This is a genomic window from Halomonas sp. McH1-25, from assembly GCF_022348165.1.
In the GTDB taxonomy this organism is placed as follows: domain Bacteria; phylum Pseudomonadota; class Gammaproteobacteria; order Pseudomonadales; family Halomonadaceae; genus Modicisalibacter.
This window is the reverse complement of the sequence record NZ_JAKRFI010000003.1, coordinates 205,284-221,806: the sequence shown is the minus strand read 5'-3', so window position 1 is coordinate 221,806 and position 16,523 is coordinate 205,284. Positions and strand designations below refer to the sequence as shown.

General features: G+C 63.8%; 12 protein-coding genes. 4 read left to right on the top strand and 8 right to left on the bottom strand.

The features are described from left to right. Positions 1-9: 9 nt before the first annotated feature. Genes MHM84_RS10500 through MHM84_RS10490 form a run of 3 tightly spaced genes read right to left on the bottom strand, consistent with a single transcriptional unit; the run spans position 10 to position 5,836 of the window. Entirely contained in the window at positions 10-1,437 is a 1,428-nt protein-coding gene (locus MHM84_RS10500; RefSeq protein WP_239265787.1) for an ATP-binding protein, read from the bottom strand. Beyond that, entirely contained in the window at positions 1,434-4,532 is a 3,099-nt protein-coding gene (locus tag MHM84_RS10495) for an efflux RND transporter permease subunit (RefSeq protein ID WP_239265785.1), read from the bottom strand. Before MHM84_RS10495 ends, MHM84_RS10500 begins: the two co-directional genes overlap by 4 nt. Next, the gene (locus MHM84_RS10490) at positions 4,529-5,836 is read right to left on the bottom strand and encodes an efflux RND transporter periplasmic adaptor subunit (protein ID WP_239265783.1); all 1,308 of its coding nucleotides are present in this window, start codon (positions 5,834-5,836) and stop codon (positions 4,529-4,531) included. The genes MHM84_RS10495 and MHM84_RS10490 overlap by 4 nt, the downstream gene beginning before the upstream one ends. A gap of 222 nt (positions 5,837-6,058) precedes the next feature. Between MHM84_RS10490 and MHM84_RS10485 the strand changes: the two genes are divergently transcribed. Genes MHM84_RS10485 through MHM84_RS10475 form a run of 3 tightly spaced genes read left to right on the top strand, consistent with a single transcriptional unit; the run spans position 6,059 to position 10,156 of the window. After that, on the top strand, positions 6,059-7,366 hold the full coding sequence (locus MHM84_RS10485; protein WP_239265780.1) for a cytochrome c: 1,308 nt from the start codon (positions 6,059-6,061) through the stop codon (positions 7,364-7,366). Positions 7,367-7,404: 38 nt separating this feature from the next. After that, positions 7,405-7,884, top strand: coding sequence for a (2Fe-2S)-binding protein (locus MHM84_RS10480; protein WP_239265777.1), 480 nt, complete (start codon positions 7,405-7,407; stop codon positions 7,882-7,884). Further along, complete coding sequence (locus MHM84_RS10475) at positions 7,874-10,156, top strand: molybdopterin cofactor-binding domain-containing protein (protein ID WP_239265775.1); 2,283 nt, start codon at positions 7,874-7,876, stop codon at positions 10,154-10,156. The genes MHM84_RS10480 and MHM84_RS10475 overlap by 11 nt, the downstream gene beginning before the upstream one ends. Positions 10,157-10,160: 4 nt before the next feature. Here MHM84_RS10475 and MHM84_RS10470 read toward each other — a convergent pair whose 3' ends face one another. Both MHM84_RS10470 and MHM84_RS10465 read right to left on the bottom strand, forming a co-directional pair. Then, the gene (locus tag MHM84_RS10470; RefSeq protein ID WP_239265773.1) at positions 10,161-11,087 is read right to left on the bottom strand and encodes a lysine exporter LysO family protein; all 927 of its coding nucleotides are present in this window, start codon (positions 11,085-11,087) and stop codon (positions 10,161-10,163) included. 78 nt (positions 11,088-11,165) lie between these two features. Continuing rightward, a complete protein-coding gene (locus tag MHM84_RS10465) occupies positions 11,166-11,879 on the bottom strand; it encodes a hypothetical protein (RefSeq protein WP_239265771.1) in 714 nt (237 codons plus the stop codon). Between the two features lie 151 nt (positions 11,880-12,030). Here MHM84_RS10465 and MHM84_RS10460 point away from each other — a divergent pair, with 151 nt between their 5' ends. After that, a complete protein-coding gene (locus MHM84_RS10460) occupies positions 12,031-12,591 on the top strand; it encodes a DJ-1/PfpI family protein (protein WP_239265769.1) in 561 nt (186 codons plus the stop codon). Between the two features lie 541 nt (positions 12,592-13,132). Here MHM84_RS10460 and yejK read toward each other — a convergent pair. From yejK to MHM84_RS10445, 3 genes are read right to left on the bottom strand one after another with little or no spacing between them, the layout of a single operon-like run. Continuing rightward, positions 13,133-14,137, bottom strand: a complete 1,005-nt coding sequence (gene yejK, locus MHM84_RS10455; RefSeq protein WP_239265767.1) for a nucleoid-associated protein YejK — start codon at positions 14,135-14,137, stop codon at positions 13,133-13,135. Positions 14,138-14,140: 3 nt separating this feature from the next. Next, positions 14,141-15,070 carry a glyoxylate/hydroxypyruvate reductase A gene (locus MHM84_RS10450; protein ID WP_239265765.1) on the bottom strand — a complete coding sequence of 310 codons (930 nt, stop codon included), beginning with the start codon at positions 15,068-15,070 and terminating at the stop codon, positions 14,141-14,143. 25 nt (positions 15,071-15,095) lie between these two features. Next, complete coding sequence (locus MHM84_RS10445; RefSeq protein WP_239265763.1) at positions 15,096-16,502, bottom strand: PLP-dependent aminotransferase family protein; 1,407 nt, start codon at positions 16,500-16,502, stop codon at positions 15,096-15,098. Between the last annotated feature and the right edge of the window lie 21 nt (positions 16,503-16,523).

Below are 16,523 nucleotides of genomic sequence, written 5' to 3'. Positions count from 1 at the left end.
TCGATTCTCCTATTCCCCCGCCAAGGGAAATCTCAGCGTCCAGCATAGGCCGCCCAGTGTTGAATGCGATACCTGCATGTCGCCCCCATGGGCCTGCACCAATGCCCTGGCGATGGACAGCCCCAGCCCGCTTCCACCCAGGCGGCGGTTGCGCGAGGCTTCGACCCGGTACAAACGCTCGGTCAGACGGGGAAGTTCCTCGTCTTCGACCCCCGGAGCGCTGTCCTCCCAGCGAATGCGCACCTGGCCGCCCGTCACCTCCAGCTTGATTTTCAAGCGTCCCGGCGCATCGGTATAGGCGCGGGTATTGCTAAGCAGATTATTCCACAACTGATGCAAGCGTTGCAGGTCGCCGCGGACTGGGGCAGGGCCGCGAATGTCCAGATCGAGTGAGATACCACCACCCTCTAGCCACCCGCGGGCATCCTCGAGTCGCTCGCGAAGCGCTTTGGCCAGATCGAGGGTTTCCAGCCGGGCGTCCAGCGCGCCGGCATCGCTTTGCGCGAGCAGGCGAAGATCCTGCACCAGTCGCTCCAGTTGATCGACTTCCTGGGACAGCGACCCCAGACTATCGGCATTCAATGGACGGATACCGTCCTGCATCGCCTCGATCTCGCCATGCAGCACGGCGAGTGGTGTGCGCAGCTCATGAGCGATATCGGCGACCCAGCGTTGGCGGGCCTGACGGTTGGCTTCCAAGGTTTCCGCCAGGACATTGAAATCGCGGGCCAGGCGCGACAGTTCGTCATGCCCGCGTTCGGCCAGGCGCACGCTGTAATCGCCTTCGGTCAGGCGGCGAGTCGCCAGCGCCATGCCCCGTGTGCGTCGCCCCAGCCACCAGCTCAGCACGCCGGCCAGCAAGAGCGATGCCAGTGCCAGCGAGCCGACAATGATCGACAGGTTGCGCTGCTGCCGGTCGATGAAGATATGATCCATGCGTGCCATGAGTTCGCGCGGAGGACGATAGACCAGTTCGCCAACCTGCTGGCCCTGGCTGACGATGGACAGCACATGCCGCGAGTCGTCATGTCCGCGCTCGCGCCGGTCGGCGTCGTTCCTGGGCGGCGGGCCGATCACTATATTGCCCTGAATGTCGCGGACCAGGAAGTCGCGTGGGTCGCTGAGCCGGCCCTGCAGGCCCGGTGGCGGACGTTCCCGGTCGGGCCAGAGCTGACGATGCACCAGCCGGAACCAGGCGCGTTCGTTGTCCTGCAGCCACTGCCAGCTGCCGCGTGCCGCCCATTCTTCCCCCAGAGCGGTGGCCAGTGTTTCGGCACGCTGGGCCTGGACGCGTTCCAGATAGTCGATGAATCCCTGGTCCAGGCTGCGCGACACGAACAGGAAGATTAGCGCACAGATCGCTACGTTGACGGCCAGAATCGTCGCGAACAGCTTGAGTCCCAGACGTGACACGCCGGGCTTGGCAAAACGCTTCATGAGGCCTCCGGCACCGGCGCGGACGTCAGCCCCAGGCGGGCTCGCAGGTTTTCGAGCATCAGGTACAGGCAGGGCACCAGGATCAGCAGGATCAACGTGGCGAAGAGGATACCGAAGCCCAACGATACCGCCATGGGAATGATGAAACGTGCCTGTCGCGAGGTTTCGAAGATCATCGGCGCCAGTCCCAGGAAGGTGGTCAGGGTGGTCATCATGATCGGCCGCAGGCGACGGGTCGCGGCGGCGACGATCGCTTCGCGCGGTCCCATGCCTTCGCGTCGACGACGGTTGGCGTAGTCGATCAGTACCAAGGCATCGTTGATCACCACGCCGGACAGCGCGAGCATGCCCAACAGACTGATCACCGACAGTCCGAAGCCCATCAGCATGTGCCCGATCACGGCGCCGATGATGCCGAACGGAATCGCCGACATCACCAGCAGCGGCTGGAGGTAGCTGCGGAAGGGAATCGCCAGCAGGGCGTACAACGCTGCCAGAGTCAGCCACATGGCGGTCTTCAGGGCCGCGAGATTGTCAGCGGTTTCCTCCTGGCGGCCGCCGGCACCGATCTCCAGGCCCGGGTAGCGCTGGCGCAGGTCCGGATAGACTTCCGTCTGCAGGGTATTGACGATGCGGTTGACCTGCGGCCCGTCGGAGACATCGGCGGTGACGGCAATTACCCGGCGTCCGTCGATGCGCGTCAGTTCGGCGGAGGCTCGTCCGGTGCGAATCTCCGCGACCCGTGACAATGGCACTTCGGCGCCGTCCGGCGTCACGATCGGCAGACGCTCCAGCTCGCTGAGGCTATTCCGATCCTCGGGTGGCAGACGGACCTCGACACTGACAGTGGTATTGCCGCGCTGCTGCTCCAATGCCGTGGCGCCCTGGAGCGGTCCACGTAGCTGGGCGGCCAGGCTGGCGCCACTCAGGCCCAGGGCACGACCTTCGGGCGACAGGCGGATCGACAGCTGGGGCTTGCCGTTGGCGATTCCGCTGTCGATCTCGGTGACGCCGTCGAAGCCGTTGAGCGCGCTGGCGAGTGCCGCTGCCGCCTCCTCGAGTACCGCGCTCTGGGAGTGAGACAAGCGAATGGTGAGCGCAGCACCGCTACCCGGCCCGCCGGCATCGGCCTCGAAGCGCACCGACTGGACACCGGAGAGCTCTCCGGCGAGCTGCCGCCATTCGCGCGCCACGCGCGAGGGCGGCCAGTCGTACAGGCTTTCCGCGGCTAGATCGAGGCGCACTTCCAAGCTGTCGCCACTCAGCCGCGTGCGTGTGCTTTCGATGACCGGACCGTCGTCACGCTCGGCCAGCCGCTGGGCACTGGCCAGCAGGGCGTCGCGAACCTCGCGGTCCTCTGCGATGGGGCTGCCGGCCGGCAGGGTCACGCTGGCCTGTACGCGATCGGCCTCTGCGCGTGGCATCAGCGAGAAGCCCAGCCGGCCGCTCATGGCGTAGGCCAGCGCCACGCACAGGATCGCTACGCCAATGGCCACGGTCAGGCCACGCTGGTCCAGGGTGCGTTGCAGGAACGGCTCGAAAGCGCGATGCGTGAAGCGGTGCAGGCCGCCTTGCATGAACAGGCGCACACGCTCCAGCGGACGCTGCCATGCCGGCAGGCTATCGCGCTTGCGGCTATGCGCCAGGTGGGCGGGCAGGATGAACAGCGCTTCCAGCCAGGACACCAGAAACACCGTCACCACGACCAGCGGCACGACGCCCATGATCATGCCCAGAAACCCCGGCAGGTAGAGCAGCGGCAGGAAGGCGACGATGTTCGAGAGCACGGCGAAGCTGATGGGCACGGCGATTTCACGCGCGCCGCGTACCGCCGCCTCGCGGACCGAATGCCCCTGCTCGCGGTAGGCGTAGATGTTCTCGCCAACCATGATGGCATCGTCGACCACGATGCCCAGCGCGATGATGAAGGCGAACATCGACATCATATTGAGCGACACGCCAATCCAGGGCAGGAACAGCAATGCCCCGAGGAACGCGGTGGGAATGCCCAGCGTGACCCAGAATGCCAGACGGGCTTCGAGGAACAGCGCCATCAGCACCAGCACCAGGGCGAGCCCCATCCAGGCGTTCTTGAGCAACAGGTCGAGGCGATCGCGATAGACTTCCGAGCTGTCCCAGCCCAGGGTCAGCGAAATACCCTCGGGGAGGTCGGCACGCAAACGGTCGAGTTCGCCGCGGACGGTTTCGGAGATGCCCAGCGGCGTCTGGTTGCCGACCTGGTAGACCTCCAGTGTCAGGCCAGGCTCGCCATTGAACAGCACCTCGCGGTCGCTCTCGGCCAAGCCTTCGCGCACTTCGGCGATGTCGCCGAGGCGAATCACGCCGCCATTGGCCGTGCTGCGTATCGGCAGGTCGGTAAACGCCTGTGCGCCCTCGCGGCGCCCCTGGTAGCGGATCAGCCATTCGCTGTCGCGGGTGTCCAGGCTGCCGCCTGCCAGATCCAAGGCCTCGTCGGCAATCAGCGAGGCCAGGTCGGCATGGCTGAGTCCGTAGCGACGCATGGCTTCCTCGTCGAGCAGGACCTGAATCTCGCGTTCGCGGTTGCCGGACAGTTCCACCTTGCTGATGTCGGTCCCGGACATCAGTTCGGCACGCACCTGTTCGCCCAGTTCGCTGAGCGTCATGTCGTCAACGTTGCCGTGCAACTGCAGTTCGAGGACGCCACGCGAACGCCCCGCCAGGCTGAAACGGGGCGGATCGGCGGCGTCGGGAAACGTGGTGATGGAATCGACGGCCTGCTGGATTTCCTGGTAGACGCGCATGGTGTCGACGCCATCCAACAGGTCGACCTGCACGCTGCCACTCCCTTCACTGGCCGTAGAGGTAATTTCGTCGATCCCCTCGATATCGGCCAGCTCGGCCTCGATGGCCAGCAATAGGCTCTGTTCGACTTCTTCGGGGGTCGCGCCGGAATAAGTCACACTGATTGCCACCGACTCCAGCGTGAAATCAGGAAACACTTCTTTCTTGATATGCAAGCTGGCCAGTAGCCCGCCGATCAGCAGTGCCAGCATCAGCAAGTTGGGTGCCACGCCGTGGCGGGTCATCCAGGCGATCGGACCTTGGCGCATCATGAACGAGACTCCTCGGCACGGGAGGGAGCATTGTCGCTAGGGCTGGTCGTTTCCGAGGCGTCGGCGTCGGTCGACACGACCTCGGTATCGGGGCCGTCTTCGGCGACACGTAGCGTCATGCCTTCTCTAACCTGGGCGAGATTGCTGACGATAACGCGCTGATCGGTTGTCAGGGCCGAATCGTCGGCATCGAGAAGGAGGCGTTCTTCGCCGCGATAGACCACGCTGACGTCGCGTATCCGCAGGCGACCGTCCTCACCGACGACCCAGACCCGATTCCCGTCGCGCAGGGCCAGCGTAGGCAGAGCAACCAGGCCCTCCCGAGGCGTGGCTTCGAAGCTGGCGCTGACCACATCGCCCAGGCGCAATGCCGGGGCATCGCTCTCCAGCGCCAGCGGATCGTCGACACGCACCAGGACCTGAGCCAGCAGGCCGTTCTCTTCAAGATCGGGAAGCACCGAGAATACCGTGCCCTCCCGGTACATTCCGTCGGGCCAGCCACGACTAGTGATACGTACGCTGGCGCCGGGCGTGTCACCCTCGCCGGTGTCCAGCCAGGCCAGCTCCTCGCTGGGTAGCGATACACGAACCCAGAAGTGCCCTACATCGACCACGCTGAGCACGGCGGTATTGGCGGAAATCTCGCTACCCGGGCCGACCAGGCGCTCCTGGATCATGGCCCGGTATGGGGCCTTGATCTGGGTACGTGCCAGGTCGAGTTGTGCCGATTCGAGCGCCACTTCAGCACTATCCACGGCGGCTTGGGCCGCTTTCAACTGGGGCTCGCGCAGCACCAGTGCGCGGCGTTCGGCGGATAGCTGACGACCGAAGGATTCATATTCACTACGGGCGCGAATCTGTTCGGCGCGTTCTATGGCCAGGTCGGCTTCGGTCTGGTCGAGTGCGGCCTGGGCGCTGCGTACCGCCAGTTGATAGTCGCTGACATCCAGGGTGGCCAGCGCTGCGCCGTCTTCTACCACGCGGCCTGGTTCGGCCGCCTCGCTGAATGCCATCAGCCGTCCCCCTACTCGTGCCGCCAGGTCGGTCTGGCGCGCAGCAATGACGCGGCCATAGCCCTGGATGTCAGGTGCAACGGCACCGGCTTCGGGACGGATGACCTCGACGCGCGGATCAGGCGCGGAGGGCGCAGCGCGACGCTCGACACGGGGCGGTTGGCTGAGCAGCCAATAGCCGATGCCGATGCCCAAGGCGATGACCAGCAGGGCGGCCAGTGCACCCCAGCGGCTGCGGCCTGCCTGCCGACGCAACGAGACAGACGAGCAAGGAGAGTGACGTACGGACATTCGTGGGCTCATGGTTCGAGATTTTGGGATCACTATCGGGCGAAGCCTTGCAGGGATTACTCATGAAACGTGCAAGAAAATTGCAATTGTGCATGCTTGCAGATCTTGCCGGTCAGTGTTCTATGCTTAACGGGAGCGTTACGGCGCGTTCGCCATGCGTGTCATGACCTCTTGTACGCGCCGCTACCGGTGCGTTACATCGAGGGAAGGGAAACCCGACATATGCGATGGATTCGGCAAACGTGCCAGGGCCTGCTGTTGCCTGCGCTGGGCTGGGCGATCGCGGCGACAGGCATCTTGGCGATAGACATTGCCCAAGCTCAGGACGCTGTTGGTGCGGTGAACGATGCGGGAAACCAAGACCGGATCGAACGCGGCCGCTACCTGACGCGGGCCGCCAACTGCAAAAGCTGTCACACTACCGAGCGTGGCCGGCCCTTTGCCGGCGGTGTCGAGTTCGATACGCCGCTCGGCACGTTGTACTCCACCAATATCACGCCCGACGACACCCACGGTATCGGCCAATGGAGCGACGATGAGTTCGTGCGTGCCTTGCACGAAGGCGTCGGCCGAAACGGCGAGCATCTCTATCCCGCCTTTCCGTATACCGCCTATACCCAGCTTTCACGGGACGACGTGCTGGCCATCAAGGCCTACCTAATGGCGCAACCTGGCGTGGATTACCAGCCGCCCGCCAACGACATGACCTTTCCCTTTGGCCACCGTGAGCTGCTTTGGTTCTGGAAATGGCTGAATTTCGACGAGGGACGGTTCGCAGGTGACGATTCCCGGTCCGCAGCGTGGAATCGAGGCGCCTATCTGGTCGAGGCGTTAGGACATTGCGGGCAGTGCCATACGCCGCGGACCCTGACTCAGGGGCTCGACGAGGAACGCAAGTTCGCTGGCGCACTCCAGCAGGGTTGGCGCGCCTACAATATCACGCCACATCCGACGGGTATCGGTGGCTGGTCGCAGGATGAACTCGAAATGTATCTCGCGACCGGACACATTCCCGACAAGATCGCCTCGGCAGGCCCCATGGCGGAGGTCGTCAGCGATAGCCTGCGCTTTCTGCATGACGATGACATTCATGCCATGGCGGCCTATCTGCGGAGCGTACCGCCGTTGCCTGGCGACGTGCCGAGCGTGGAAAAGGCCCGCTCCGTCGCACCCAAGGTTCCCGACGGCTCGCCGCTTGCCGCCACCATGGAGCAGGGGGCGCTGCTGTTCGAAACGGCATGTGCCAGTTGTCACTCTCCCGATGGCGGCGGGCCTGGCGGTGCCTATCCGTTCTTTCCCTACCACAGCGCGGTACGTGATCCCGACGGCACCAACCTGATCAACGTGCTGTTGCAGGGCCTCGAGCGTCACGGCAGCGACGAAACGAAATTCATGCCGGCCTACCGCGATCTGATGACGGATGCCCAGATCGCTGCCTTGGCGACCTATGTCGGCAGGCGTTTCGGGGGATATGCGGCGGATTTCAGTGCCGAGGACGTCATTCGGCAGCGCCAGGGCGGGACACCATGATGCCGCAAGCGTCGGCAACGCAGGGAGACCAGCACGATATGACCATGACGTTACGCGTCAACGGTGAGGAACATACGCTTGACACACAATCCGATACTCCGTTGCTGTATGTGCTGCGCAGCGAGCTTGGCCTGCGAGGGCCGAAGTTCGGCTGCGGCCTGGGCGAATGCGGCGCTTGCACGGTGCTGGTCGATGGACGCCCCTTGCGTTCCTGCATCGTTCCGGCAAGTTCTCTGCGTGAGCGAGACATCGTCACGCTGGAAGGACTGGGCACGCCGCAGCAACCCCATCCCCTACAGCAGGCCTTCATCGACGAACAGGCGGCCCAGTGCGCCTATTGCATCAGCGGCATGATCATGACCGCCAAGGCATTGCTCGACCGCCATCCCGACCCCGATGACGAGACCATCAAGCAGGCCCTGACGGCCAACCTGTGCGGCTGCGGCACGCACTTGCGCATTCTGCGTGCCGTCAAACGCGCCGCCAGCACCCTGCGCGAGGCAACGCATGACACCTGAGCGCTCCTGGACAAAAGGCCTGAATCCCGACCTGTCCCGTCGGACGTTCGTGCAGGGCGTCGGGGCGTTGGCCGTCGGCTTCGCACTATGTCCGGCGGTGCTCCGTGCCGCCACCATCGACAATGATGTGGCCGGCGTCGACAAGACGACGCTAGCCAAGGGGGCCGTGGATGCCTGGCTGGTCATCACGGCAAACAACGAGCTGGTGATCTATAGCGGCAAGGTGGAACTGGGCACGGGCGTGGCGACGGCGCTACGCCAGATCGTGGCCGAAGAGCTCGCCATGCCCTTCGCGGCGACCCGTCTGATTCAGGGCGATACCGAGCTGACGCCGGACCAGGGTTACACGGCGGGTAGTGCGACGATTCAGCAAGGCAGCGACCCGATGCGGCGTGCGGCCGCCACGGCACGCCGCCTGCTGATCCAGCGGGCGGCCGACACTCTGGGCGTTACGCCGGACCGGCTGGTGACCGAGCAGGGACGCATCCATCGCGTCGGCGAACCGACACGCAGCGTCAGTTATGGCGAGCTGATCGGTGACGACCAGTTCACGCAGCGTATCGACGAGTCTCCGGCATTCGTCGATCCGCAGGACTACACGTTGGTCGGCCAGTCCGTGCCGCGGGTGGACATCCCGCCCAAGGTGTTCGGCAATTTCGTCTACATGCAGGACGTTACCCGCCCCGGCATGTGGCATGCCCGCGTGATCCGGCCGCCGACCGTCGGCACGACGACAATCGCTGCCACACTGGAGAGCATCGATGAGGCGGCGTTGCCGGCGGGTGTGCAACTGGTCAGACGCGGCAACTTCCTCGCCGTGGTCGCCGAGACGGAGTGGCAGGCGATCCGGGCGGCCGAGGCATTGCCGGTAACCTGGCTTACCCGTGCCGGGCTGCCTCGACCGGATGCGCTCTATTCATCGCTTAAGGCATCCGGCGCCAGCGAGGAGGTCGTCGCGTCCCGGGGCGACGCCCAAAGCGCGCTATCCGGTGCGCCGCGGACCTTCCAGGCCGAATATCATTGGCCCTACCAGGCCCATGACTCGATCGGCCCGTCGTGTGCCGTCGCCGACGTTTCCGAACGGCAGGCCACGGTCTGGTCGGGCACGCAGGGCGTCTATCCGTTGCGTAGCGCGCTGGCCGATCTGCTGGGCATGGACGAAGGCGCCGTGCATGTGATCTATGTCGAAGCCTCCGGCTGTTACGGTCATAACGGCGCCGACGACGCGGCCGCCGATGCCGCGCTGATCTCCCAGGCCGTAAGGCGCCCGGTACGCGTGCAATGGTCGCGGCAGGACGAGCATGGCTGGGGGCCGAAGGGCCCGGCCATGGTGATGCGTCTGGATGCGGCCTTGAACGATGACGATGACATCGTCGCCTGGCAGTTCGCGAACTGGTCCCCGACGCACACCACGCGCCCCAGCGCTGCACAGGGGGCTGCCAATCTCTTGGCCGGCAATCTGGCCTTGGGCCTGGTGCCCGACGGTCCGCAAATCGGTGGCGATCGCAACGCACCGGTCGAGTATGCTTTCGACAACTATCGGGTGGTCACGCACTGGCTCCCCACGGCAACGTCGCCCTTGCGTCCTTCGGCGCTGCGAACCCTGGGCGCCATGCAGAATACCTTCGCCAACGAGTCGTTCATCGACGAGCTCGCCTTCGCCGCCAAGGCCGATCCCGTAGCGTTGCGCCTGCGTTACCTGAAAGACCCGCGTGCCATCGCCGTGGTCAAGGCCGCCACGCAGCGGGCCGGCTGGAAAGGGCGGCCCATGCCGCAACGCTATTTGCAGATCGACGACAAGAGCGTTGCCGGACAGGGCATGGCCTTTGCCCAATACGAGAACCAATACGCCTATGTCGCCGCCGTGGCCGAGGTCGAGCTGAGCGTGCGTAGGGGCGTGCGAGTGCGCAAGGTGACCGTGGCCCACGATTGCGGACGGATCATCAACCCCGACGGCCTGCGCAACCAGATCGAGGGCAACGTGCTGCAGGCCACCAGTCGCGCTCTCAAGGAAGAGATCCTGTTCGACCACACCGGCATCACCAGTCTCGAGTGGGGCGCCTATCCGCTGCTGACCTTTGCCGAGATTCCCGAGGTCGAGATCATTCTCATCGACCGGCCCGAGCAGCCACCGTTCGGGGCCGGCGAACCCACGTCGGCCGTGGTGCCGGCGGCTATCGCCAACGCCATCTTCGATGCGTCGGGCATGCGCCTGCGCACCGCGCCGTTTACCCGGGAGCGCTTGAGCCAAGCCTTTCAGGCGTTGGGATGAGTATCTAGAGCATGAGCAATAGCAGGATCAGCGGCGGTGACAGCAGCGAGAGAATGAAGCCGCTGACCACGGCGATGGGCACGCAGGCGACGCCGCCATGCTGCTGGATGACCGGCAACGTGAAGTCCATCGAGGTCGCGCCGCCGTAGCCGATGGCTAGTGGCGTAGCATGGTGGATGACCAAGGGGATCAGCAGGAAGGCCAGCAGTTCGCGTGCCAAGTCGTTGAAGAAGGCGACACCGCCCAGTACCGGGCCGAGCTGATCGCCGATCAGGATGCCGGATAGCGAATACCAGCCGAAGCCGGCCGCCATGGCCAGCCCCTCGTTCCAGCGCAGGTCGAGTAGCGGTGCGGCCAGCAGCCCGGCGAGCAACGAACTGATCGCCACCGTCGAGGCGATGGCCAGACCATGGCGATTGAGCAGAATCTGCCGGAGCGGCATACCCGAATTGCGTAATTGGCAGCCGATCAGGGCGAGCAAGGCGTAGAGCACCCATTCGGCGAGCCGCTCGGCATGGGCTGGCGCAGCACCCCAGCCGAGCTTGGAAAAGACAATGCCGAGCAACACGCCCAACACCACGACACCGGCCAGTTGCAGCGAGCCCTGCAGGGCGGCCAGCTTGCTGGTCGGGGCGTTGGCGATGGCTTTCGACTGGCCGGTGTGCAGGCGGCTTCGCCGAGACAGCCACCATAGGGCGAGCAGGTTGACCGGGGTGATGATCAAGAACAGCTGCGCCGCCTGGCCGCCCATGCGCGCCAACTCCTCGCCGAGGTTGTCCAGACCGGTCAGGCTGATGCCCATCAGGCCGAGGATGGCGAATACCGACAAGTTGACGCCACGATTGATGGCTTCCTGCAGGCGTGCCTGGCGTACCGGCACCAGGTAGCCGAGTATCAGGGGCAGCAGAATCAGTAGCAGGCCGGAGAACATCCGCACTCCTTGGACGCAAAAGAGCGCTACTTTAGCGTTTGCCGGGTACGGATGTCAGAAAGTTCTGCTGATGCCCCATCACGAGGATCGATCGTCTGCGGTCAGGGTCAGTCGAGTCAGGGTGAGCCGGCTGGCGATTTCACCCTCGCGACGGTACTCCATGCCCAGCAACAAGCCGGGAATGTCGGCATGGAACGTCAAGATCAAATGGCGATCGCGCTTTTCCGGATCCCAGGCGTCGATGCGTATGCCGGGAAGGGTGCCGATGGGCAACGTGACGTCGGGATGGGCAACGACTCGATATTTCAGGGTCTCTTCGTCGCCCTGGTGATCGAGGAAGCGAATCGTGCACGGCGACACCTGGGGGTGCGAGCAACGTGCCGTGCGTACCTGACGGGATAGTTCGAATAGTGCCGTCTGACGATCGGGCAGGGTGCGCAGATCATCGGCCGACAAGCTGTAGCGTTTGCCGAAACCAAGCAGGCGATAGCCGCTGACGAACTGTAGAGGCTCGACCGTTCCATCCTGAAGACGAAAACGGCTGCGCTCGTTGCCCTGGGCAATGGCGATGGCTGTCTGCATCTCGCTTTCCCAGGTCGATCCGTGTCGAGAGAGTGTGTGCTGGATGCTGGCATCCGGCCAGCCATCGATACGCAGCGCATAGTCTGCCTGGAACGGCGTCGGGTTGGCGTGGGACAGGCCTGGGAGTATCAGACACGCCAACAGAAGCAGCCACGGGACGACGGTGCGGCGCACAGCGTGCAATGAAAAGAAACGTTGTGGCAGGGCCATGGCCGGGCACTCCTGGCAAGTGAATCACGCTACCTTGGCTAGGACGCCGGTACGTTGACAACGTTCCGTGCGCGCTTGTCGGCAACCCTCTACGCTGCATGAGCGAGCCGTTGCGCTTGTCCTTTCCCTTTGCATTCCGGAGATACTCGTCATGGCCAAGATACTGCTGATAGCTGGCGACTTCGTCGAAGATTACGAGATCATGGTGCCCTTCCAGGCTCTCCAGGCCATGGGGCATGAAGTGCATGCCGTCTGTCCCGACAAGCGCGAGGGGGACAACGTCAAGACGGCCATTCATGATTTCGAGGGCGACCAGACCTACAGCGAGAAGCCGGGACACAACTTCGCGCTCAATGCCACCTTCGCCGATACCGACCCTGCCAATTACGATGCGCTGGTCGTGCCCGGCGGACGGGCGCCGGAATACCTGCGCCTCGATGAACGGGTGCTGGATGTCGTTCGTCATTTCATGACCGAAGACAAGCCGGTCGCAGCGATCTGTCATGGCGCGCAACTGCTTGCCGCTGCGGTGTCGCTCGAAGGGCGGCGGGTCTCGGCCTATCCCGCCTGTGCGCCCGAAGTGCGACTGGCAGGCGCCAACTTCGTCGACCTCGAAGTCACCCAGGCGGTAACCTGTGGCAAGCTGGTGACTGCTCCCGCCTGGCCGGCACATCCCGAGTGGCTCAGGCAATTCCATGTCTTGCTGACGTAAGGCGCTGTTCGGCAGGCCCAAGACAGCGAATGGCCCGGGCCGTCAGGTTCGGGTCATTTTCCAGGGCAAGGCGGGGAAAGCGAGAGGGCGTGCAGGGCTGAATAGCGCGCATAAAAAATTGGACCGCAGAGCGGTCCAAGGTACGCAGGGAACTGAAGGGTACTGCTGGGCCGAAGCCCCAGGCAACGAAAGGGAAAGTTGGTTGCCTGTCTGTCCTGTATATTGCGAATAGAATGCCATGTTTTAAAAATTATTTTAATTTCAGTTGCTTGTGGCTATATAAAAATGCCAAGCCCGTGGCAGGCCTGTCAAAAGCGTTTTTCTAAAGCCAGATATGTTCCTGTTTTGCGACACGATAACGTCGTTTCTTTTTGATTTCATGAAAATCAATTGCTTACTGTGTATGCGTCTGGAGACATTCGGCGCCGGGTGCTACAAGAAAAGCGACACTCGCCAATCAGACGCGGCGCGTTACCATCGTTTCAGGCAAGCGCTCGTTCGCATCGCCGCGACGGGACGAGCGCTCGACCTAATGTCACGGTCATTCCTTGCGGCGCTTGATCTGATCGCGCAATGACGCCGGGACCGTGTGGATGATCAGCTTGTCGCTGGTTTCGTCGTACTCGACCTGCGAGCCGAGCAAATGCGTGTCGAAACTCACCGACAAGCCGCCGGCGCGCCCGGCAAAGCGGCGAAACTGATGCAGGGTACGCTTGTCGGGCGGAATCTCCGGCGACAGGCCGTAATCCTTGTTGCGAATGTAATCGTAGAAAGCCTTGGGCTGGGTTTCGTCGACCAGTTCGGAAAGCTCGTCCAGGGTGATCGGCTGGCCACTGCGTGCCTGGCTGCTGGCATAGTCGATCAACGTCTCGGTCTTTTCGCGAGCCTGCTCCTCGGCGAAATCCTCGCTCTCGACATAGTCACTGAAGGCCTTGAGCAGGGTACGTGTCTCGCCGGAGGCGTCGATGCCCTCCTCGTGACCGATGAAATCCCGAAAGTAATCGGCGATGCGCTTGCCGCCCTTGCCCTTGACGAACGAGATGTACTGCCGGGAGGGGGCGCCACTCCGCCAGTCGGACAGGTCGATGCGCGCCGCCAGATGCAATTGACCCAGGTCCAGTTGGCGCGCCGGGGCGACATCCAGGGAGTCGGTGACGCTGACGCCTTCGCTATGATGGAGCAGGGCAATGATCAGGTAGTCGCTCTCGCCGAGGCGATAGTGAACGAAGAGTACGTGACCGCCCACCGAGAGATTGTTGCCTTCCATCAAGGTTTTCAAATGCTCCGCGGCCTGACGGCTGAAGGCAACGAAGTCCTCATGGTCATCGAGGTAACGGGCAAGCCACACGCTGAAGGGGTAGGTTTCGCTATCGGCGTTGAAAAAGCCCCAGCTCTTGGGCTTGCCGTTGTAGCTGTCGTTTAGGAATTCCAGCAGGTCTTCCAGCGCCGGAGTAACGGCCAATTCGCTGTCCCGGCCATGTAGCGTTGCCGGCTGGCCGTCGGGTTGCTTGTCGATGAGATGAACGATGCTGTGCAATATCGGCATTGGTCAGTAACCCGCCTGTGGGTCGATGGTCTCGACGGGCTCGCCGTTCTCCATGGCGCGGATCAGCTCGGCGACCTGATCGGCGGCGTCGCGCACCGGTGTCGGGGCGGCCATGTGCGGTGTGATCAATACGCGAGGATGCGACCAGAGCGGACTGTCGGCCGGCAGGGGTTCCTCGGGAAAGGCATCGAGCAGGGCGCCGCGCAGCCGGCCTTCTTCGTCGCTGTCGCCCAGCGCGGCGAGCAGGGCCGCTTCGTCGATCAGCGTGCCGCGCCCGGGGTTGACCAGGCTGGCGCCGGCAGGAAGTTGTGCCAAGGTATCGGCATTGATGATATGACGCGTGCTGGACGTGTCCGGCAGCAGGGTGACGAGCGTCTTCACCTCGCCAAGCAGTGCCGCCAGTCCTTCATCGCCGTGGTGGCAGGTCACCCCGTCGAGGGTCTTGGGCGAGCGACTCCAGCCATGCACGGGAAAGCCGTCTTCGGCCAACGTGTTCGCGACATGGGCACCGATCGCCCCCAGGCCCAGAATGCCCACCGGCCAGTCGGCCTTGTCCGTCAACGCACGCTCCCGCCATTCACGGCTTGTCTGCTGTGCCCGGTAGCGATCGAAGTCACGTTGAAAATGCAGTACACCATAGCGCACATAATCCGCCATCAGCGGCCCCATGCCGGCGTCACGCAGCTTGACGATCGGCACGTCGCGGGGCAGGCCGGGATTGTTGAGCAGTGCATCGACGCCGGCCCCCAGGTTGACGATGCCCTTCAATCGGGACTGGTTTTTCAGCAGGGCCTCGGGTGGCTTCCAGACAGCCAGGTAATCAGCCGGCGTGTCGCTGTCATCGGCGCTGGTGACGATCTCGGCATCGGGCAGGCGTCGTGCCAAGGCCTCGCGCCAGGTCTCGGCTTCATCGATATGGACCAGTACGCGCATCTCTTTTCTCCTAACGACTGAGCAATCAATAAACGATTTGCAGCATGGGGGGTGGTGCCTCGTTCAGCAAGCGCGCCAGGGTTTCCAGCCCCTGCTTGAGCCGCGCCATTTCGGGCTCTGCACCCAGGCTGAGACGGACTCGGCGTGGCGGAGGGGACTGCTCGACCATGAACGGCTGGGCGGTGGTGATCGATAGCCCTTCGCGCTCGGCCTGTTGCTGAAGCTCTTCGGCGCGCCAGGCCGGAGGCAGCGACAGCCAGACATGCAGGCTGGAGTCGCGGGCGCTGAACTCGTGCCCGTGCAGGCAATGGGCCGCCAACCGCTGGCGCTCGGCGAGCAGTTGGCGCTGTTCATTGGCCATGGCGTCCACGGTGCCATCGCTCAGCCAGAGGTTGGCGAGTTCGAAGACCAGCGGCGTCGCCATCCAACTGGTGGCGCGCAGGCGCGGCAGGGTGTGGTGTAACTGGCTGTGCGGCACACTCAGATAACCGGCGCGCAATCCTGGAACGGTAACCTTGGTCAGGCTAGTGACATGAAAGCTCTGGCGGGGCAGGCGGGCGATCAGCGGCGTCAGGCCGGGCGGTTCGAGCAGCGCCTGTACGTCATCCTCGATCAGCCACACGCCATGCCGGGCGATGACCTCCGCTACGGCATCGCGCCGGGCCTGGCTCATGGTTGCCCCGGTCGGGTTGAGGTGCGTCGGCGTCAGGCACACGGCGCGCGGCTGGAAGCGTCGACAAGCGGCATCCAGCGCTTCGGGAACGACGCCCTCGGCGTCGATGCTCACGCCGCGCAATTGAAAGCCCAGCGTACGCGACAAGGCGATCAAACCATGATCGGTCAGCGCTTCGGTCAGCACCACGTCGCCATGTTGAACCACGGTGGCGATGGCCAGCATCAATCCATGGGCGGCACCGTTGCACAGGATACGACTGTCCATGTCGCCGGGCACGCCGAGGCGATCCTGCAACCAGCCATTGGCGCGCTCGCGTTGGTAGGGCAGGCCGGCAATGGGGCGGCAGGCAGCGATAATGTCCGGTGAGGCGTGGGTGGCAAGCTCGGCCAGTGCTTCGCGAAAGCGCAAGTGGTGCGTCGGCAGGCAGACCGGGTGAGCAATGGAAAGATCGACCAACGGCGTTTCAGAGCGGGGTTCCGTGCCGCGCAGGTATTCGGACTCGCGGGCATCATCGAGCGGGTTGATCCATGTGCCGCTACCGACCCGAGCCTGTACCAGTCCCATCTTTTCTGCCTGTGCGTAGGCCCGCGATACGGTTTGTACACTGACCCCCAGGATTTCGGCCAGTTGCCGATGTGGAGGCAGTCGGGTTCCCGGCGTGAGCTCGCCCTGACGGATCGCCTCGGAGAGGGCGCGCGCAATGGCCAGGTACTTGGGGCCGTGCGAAGAGAGGTACGGCGTTAGGTCAATTGTCATGATCCAATAAAGCCTTTGACG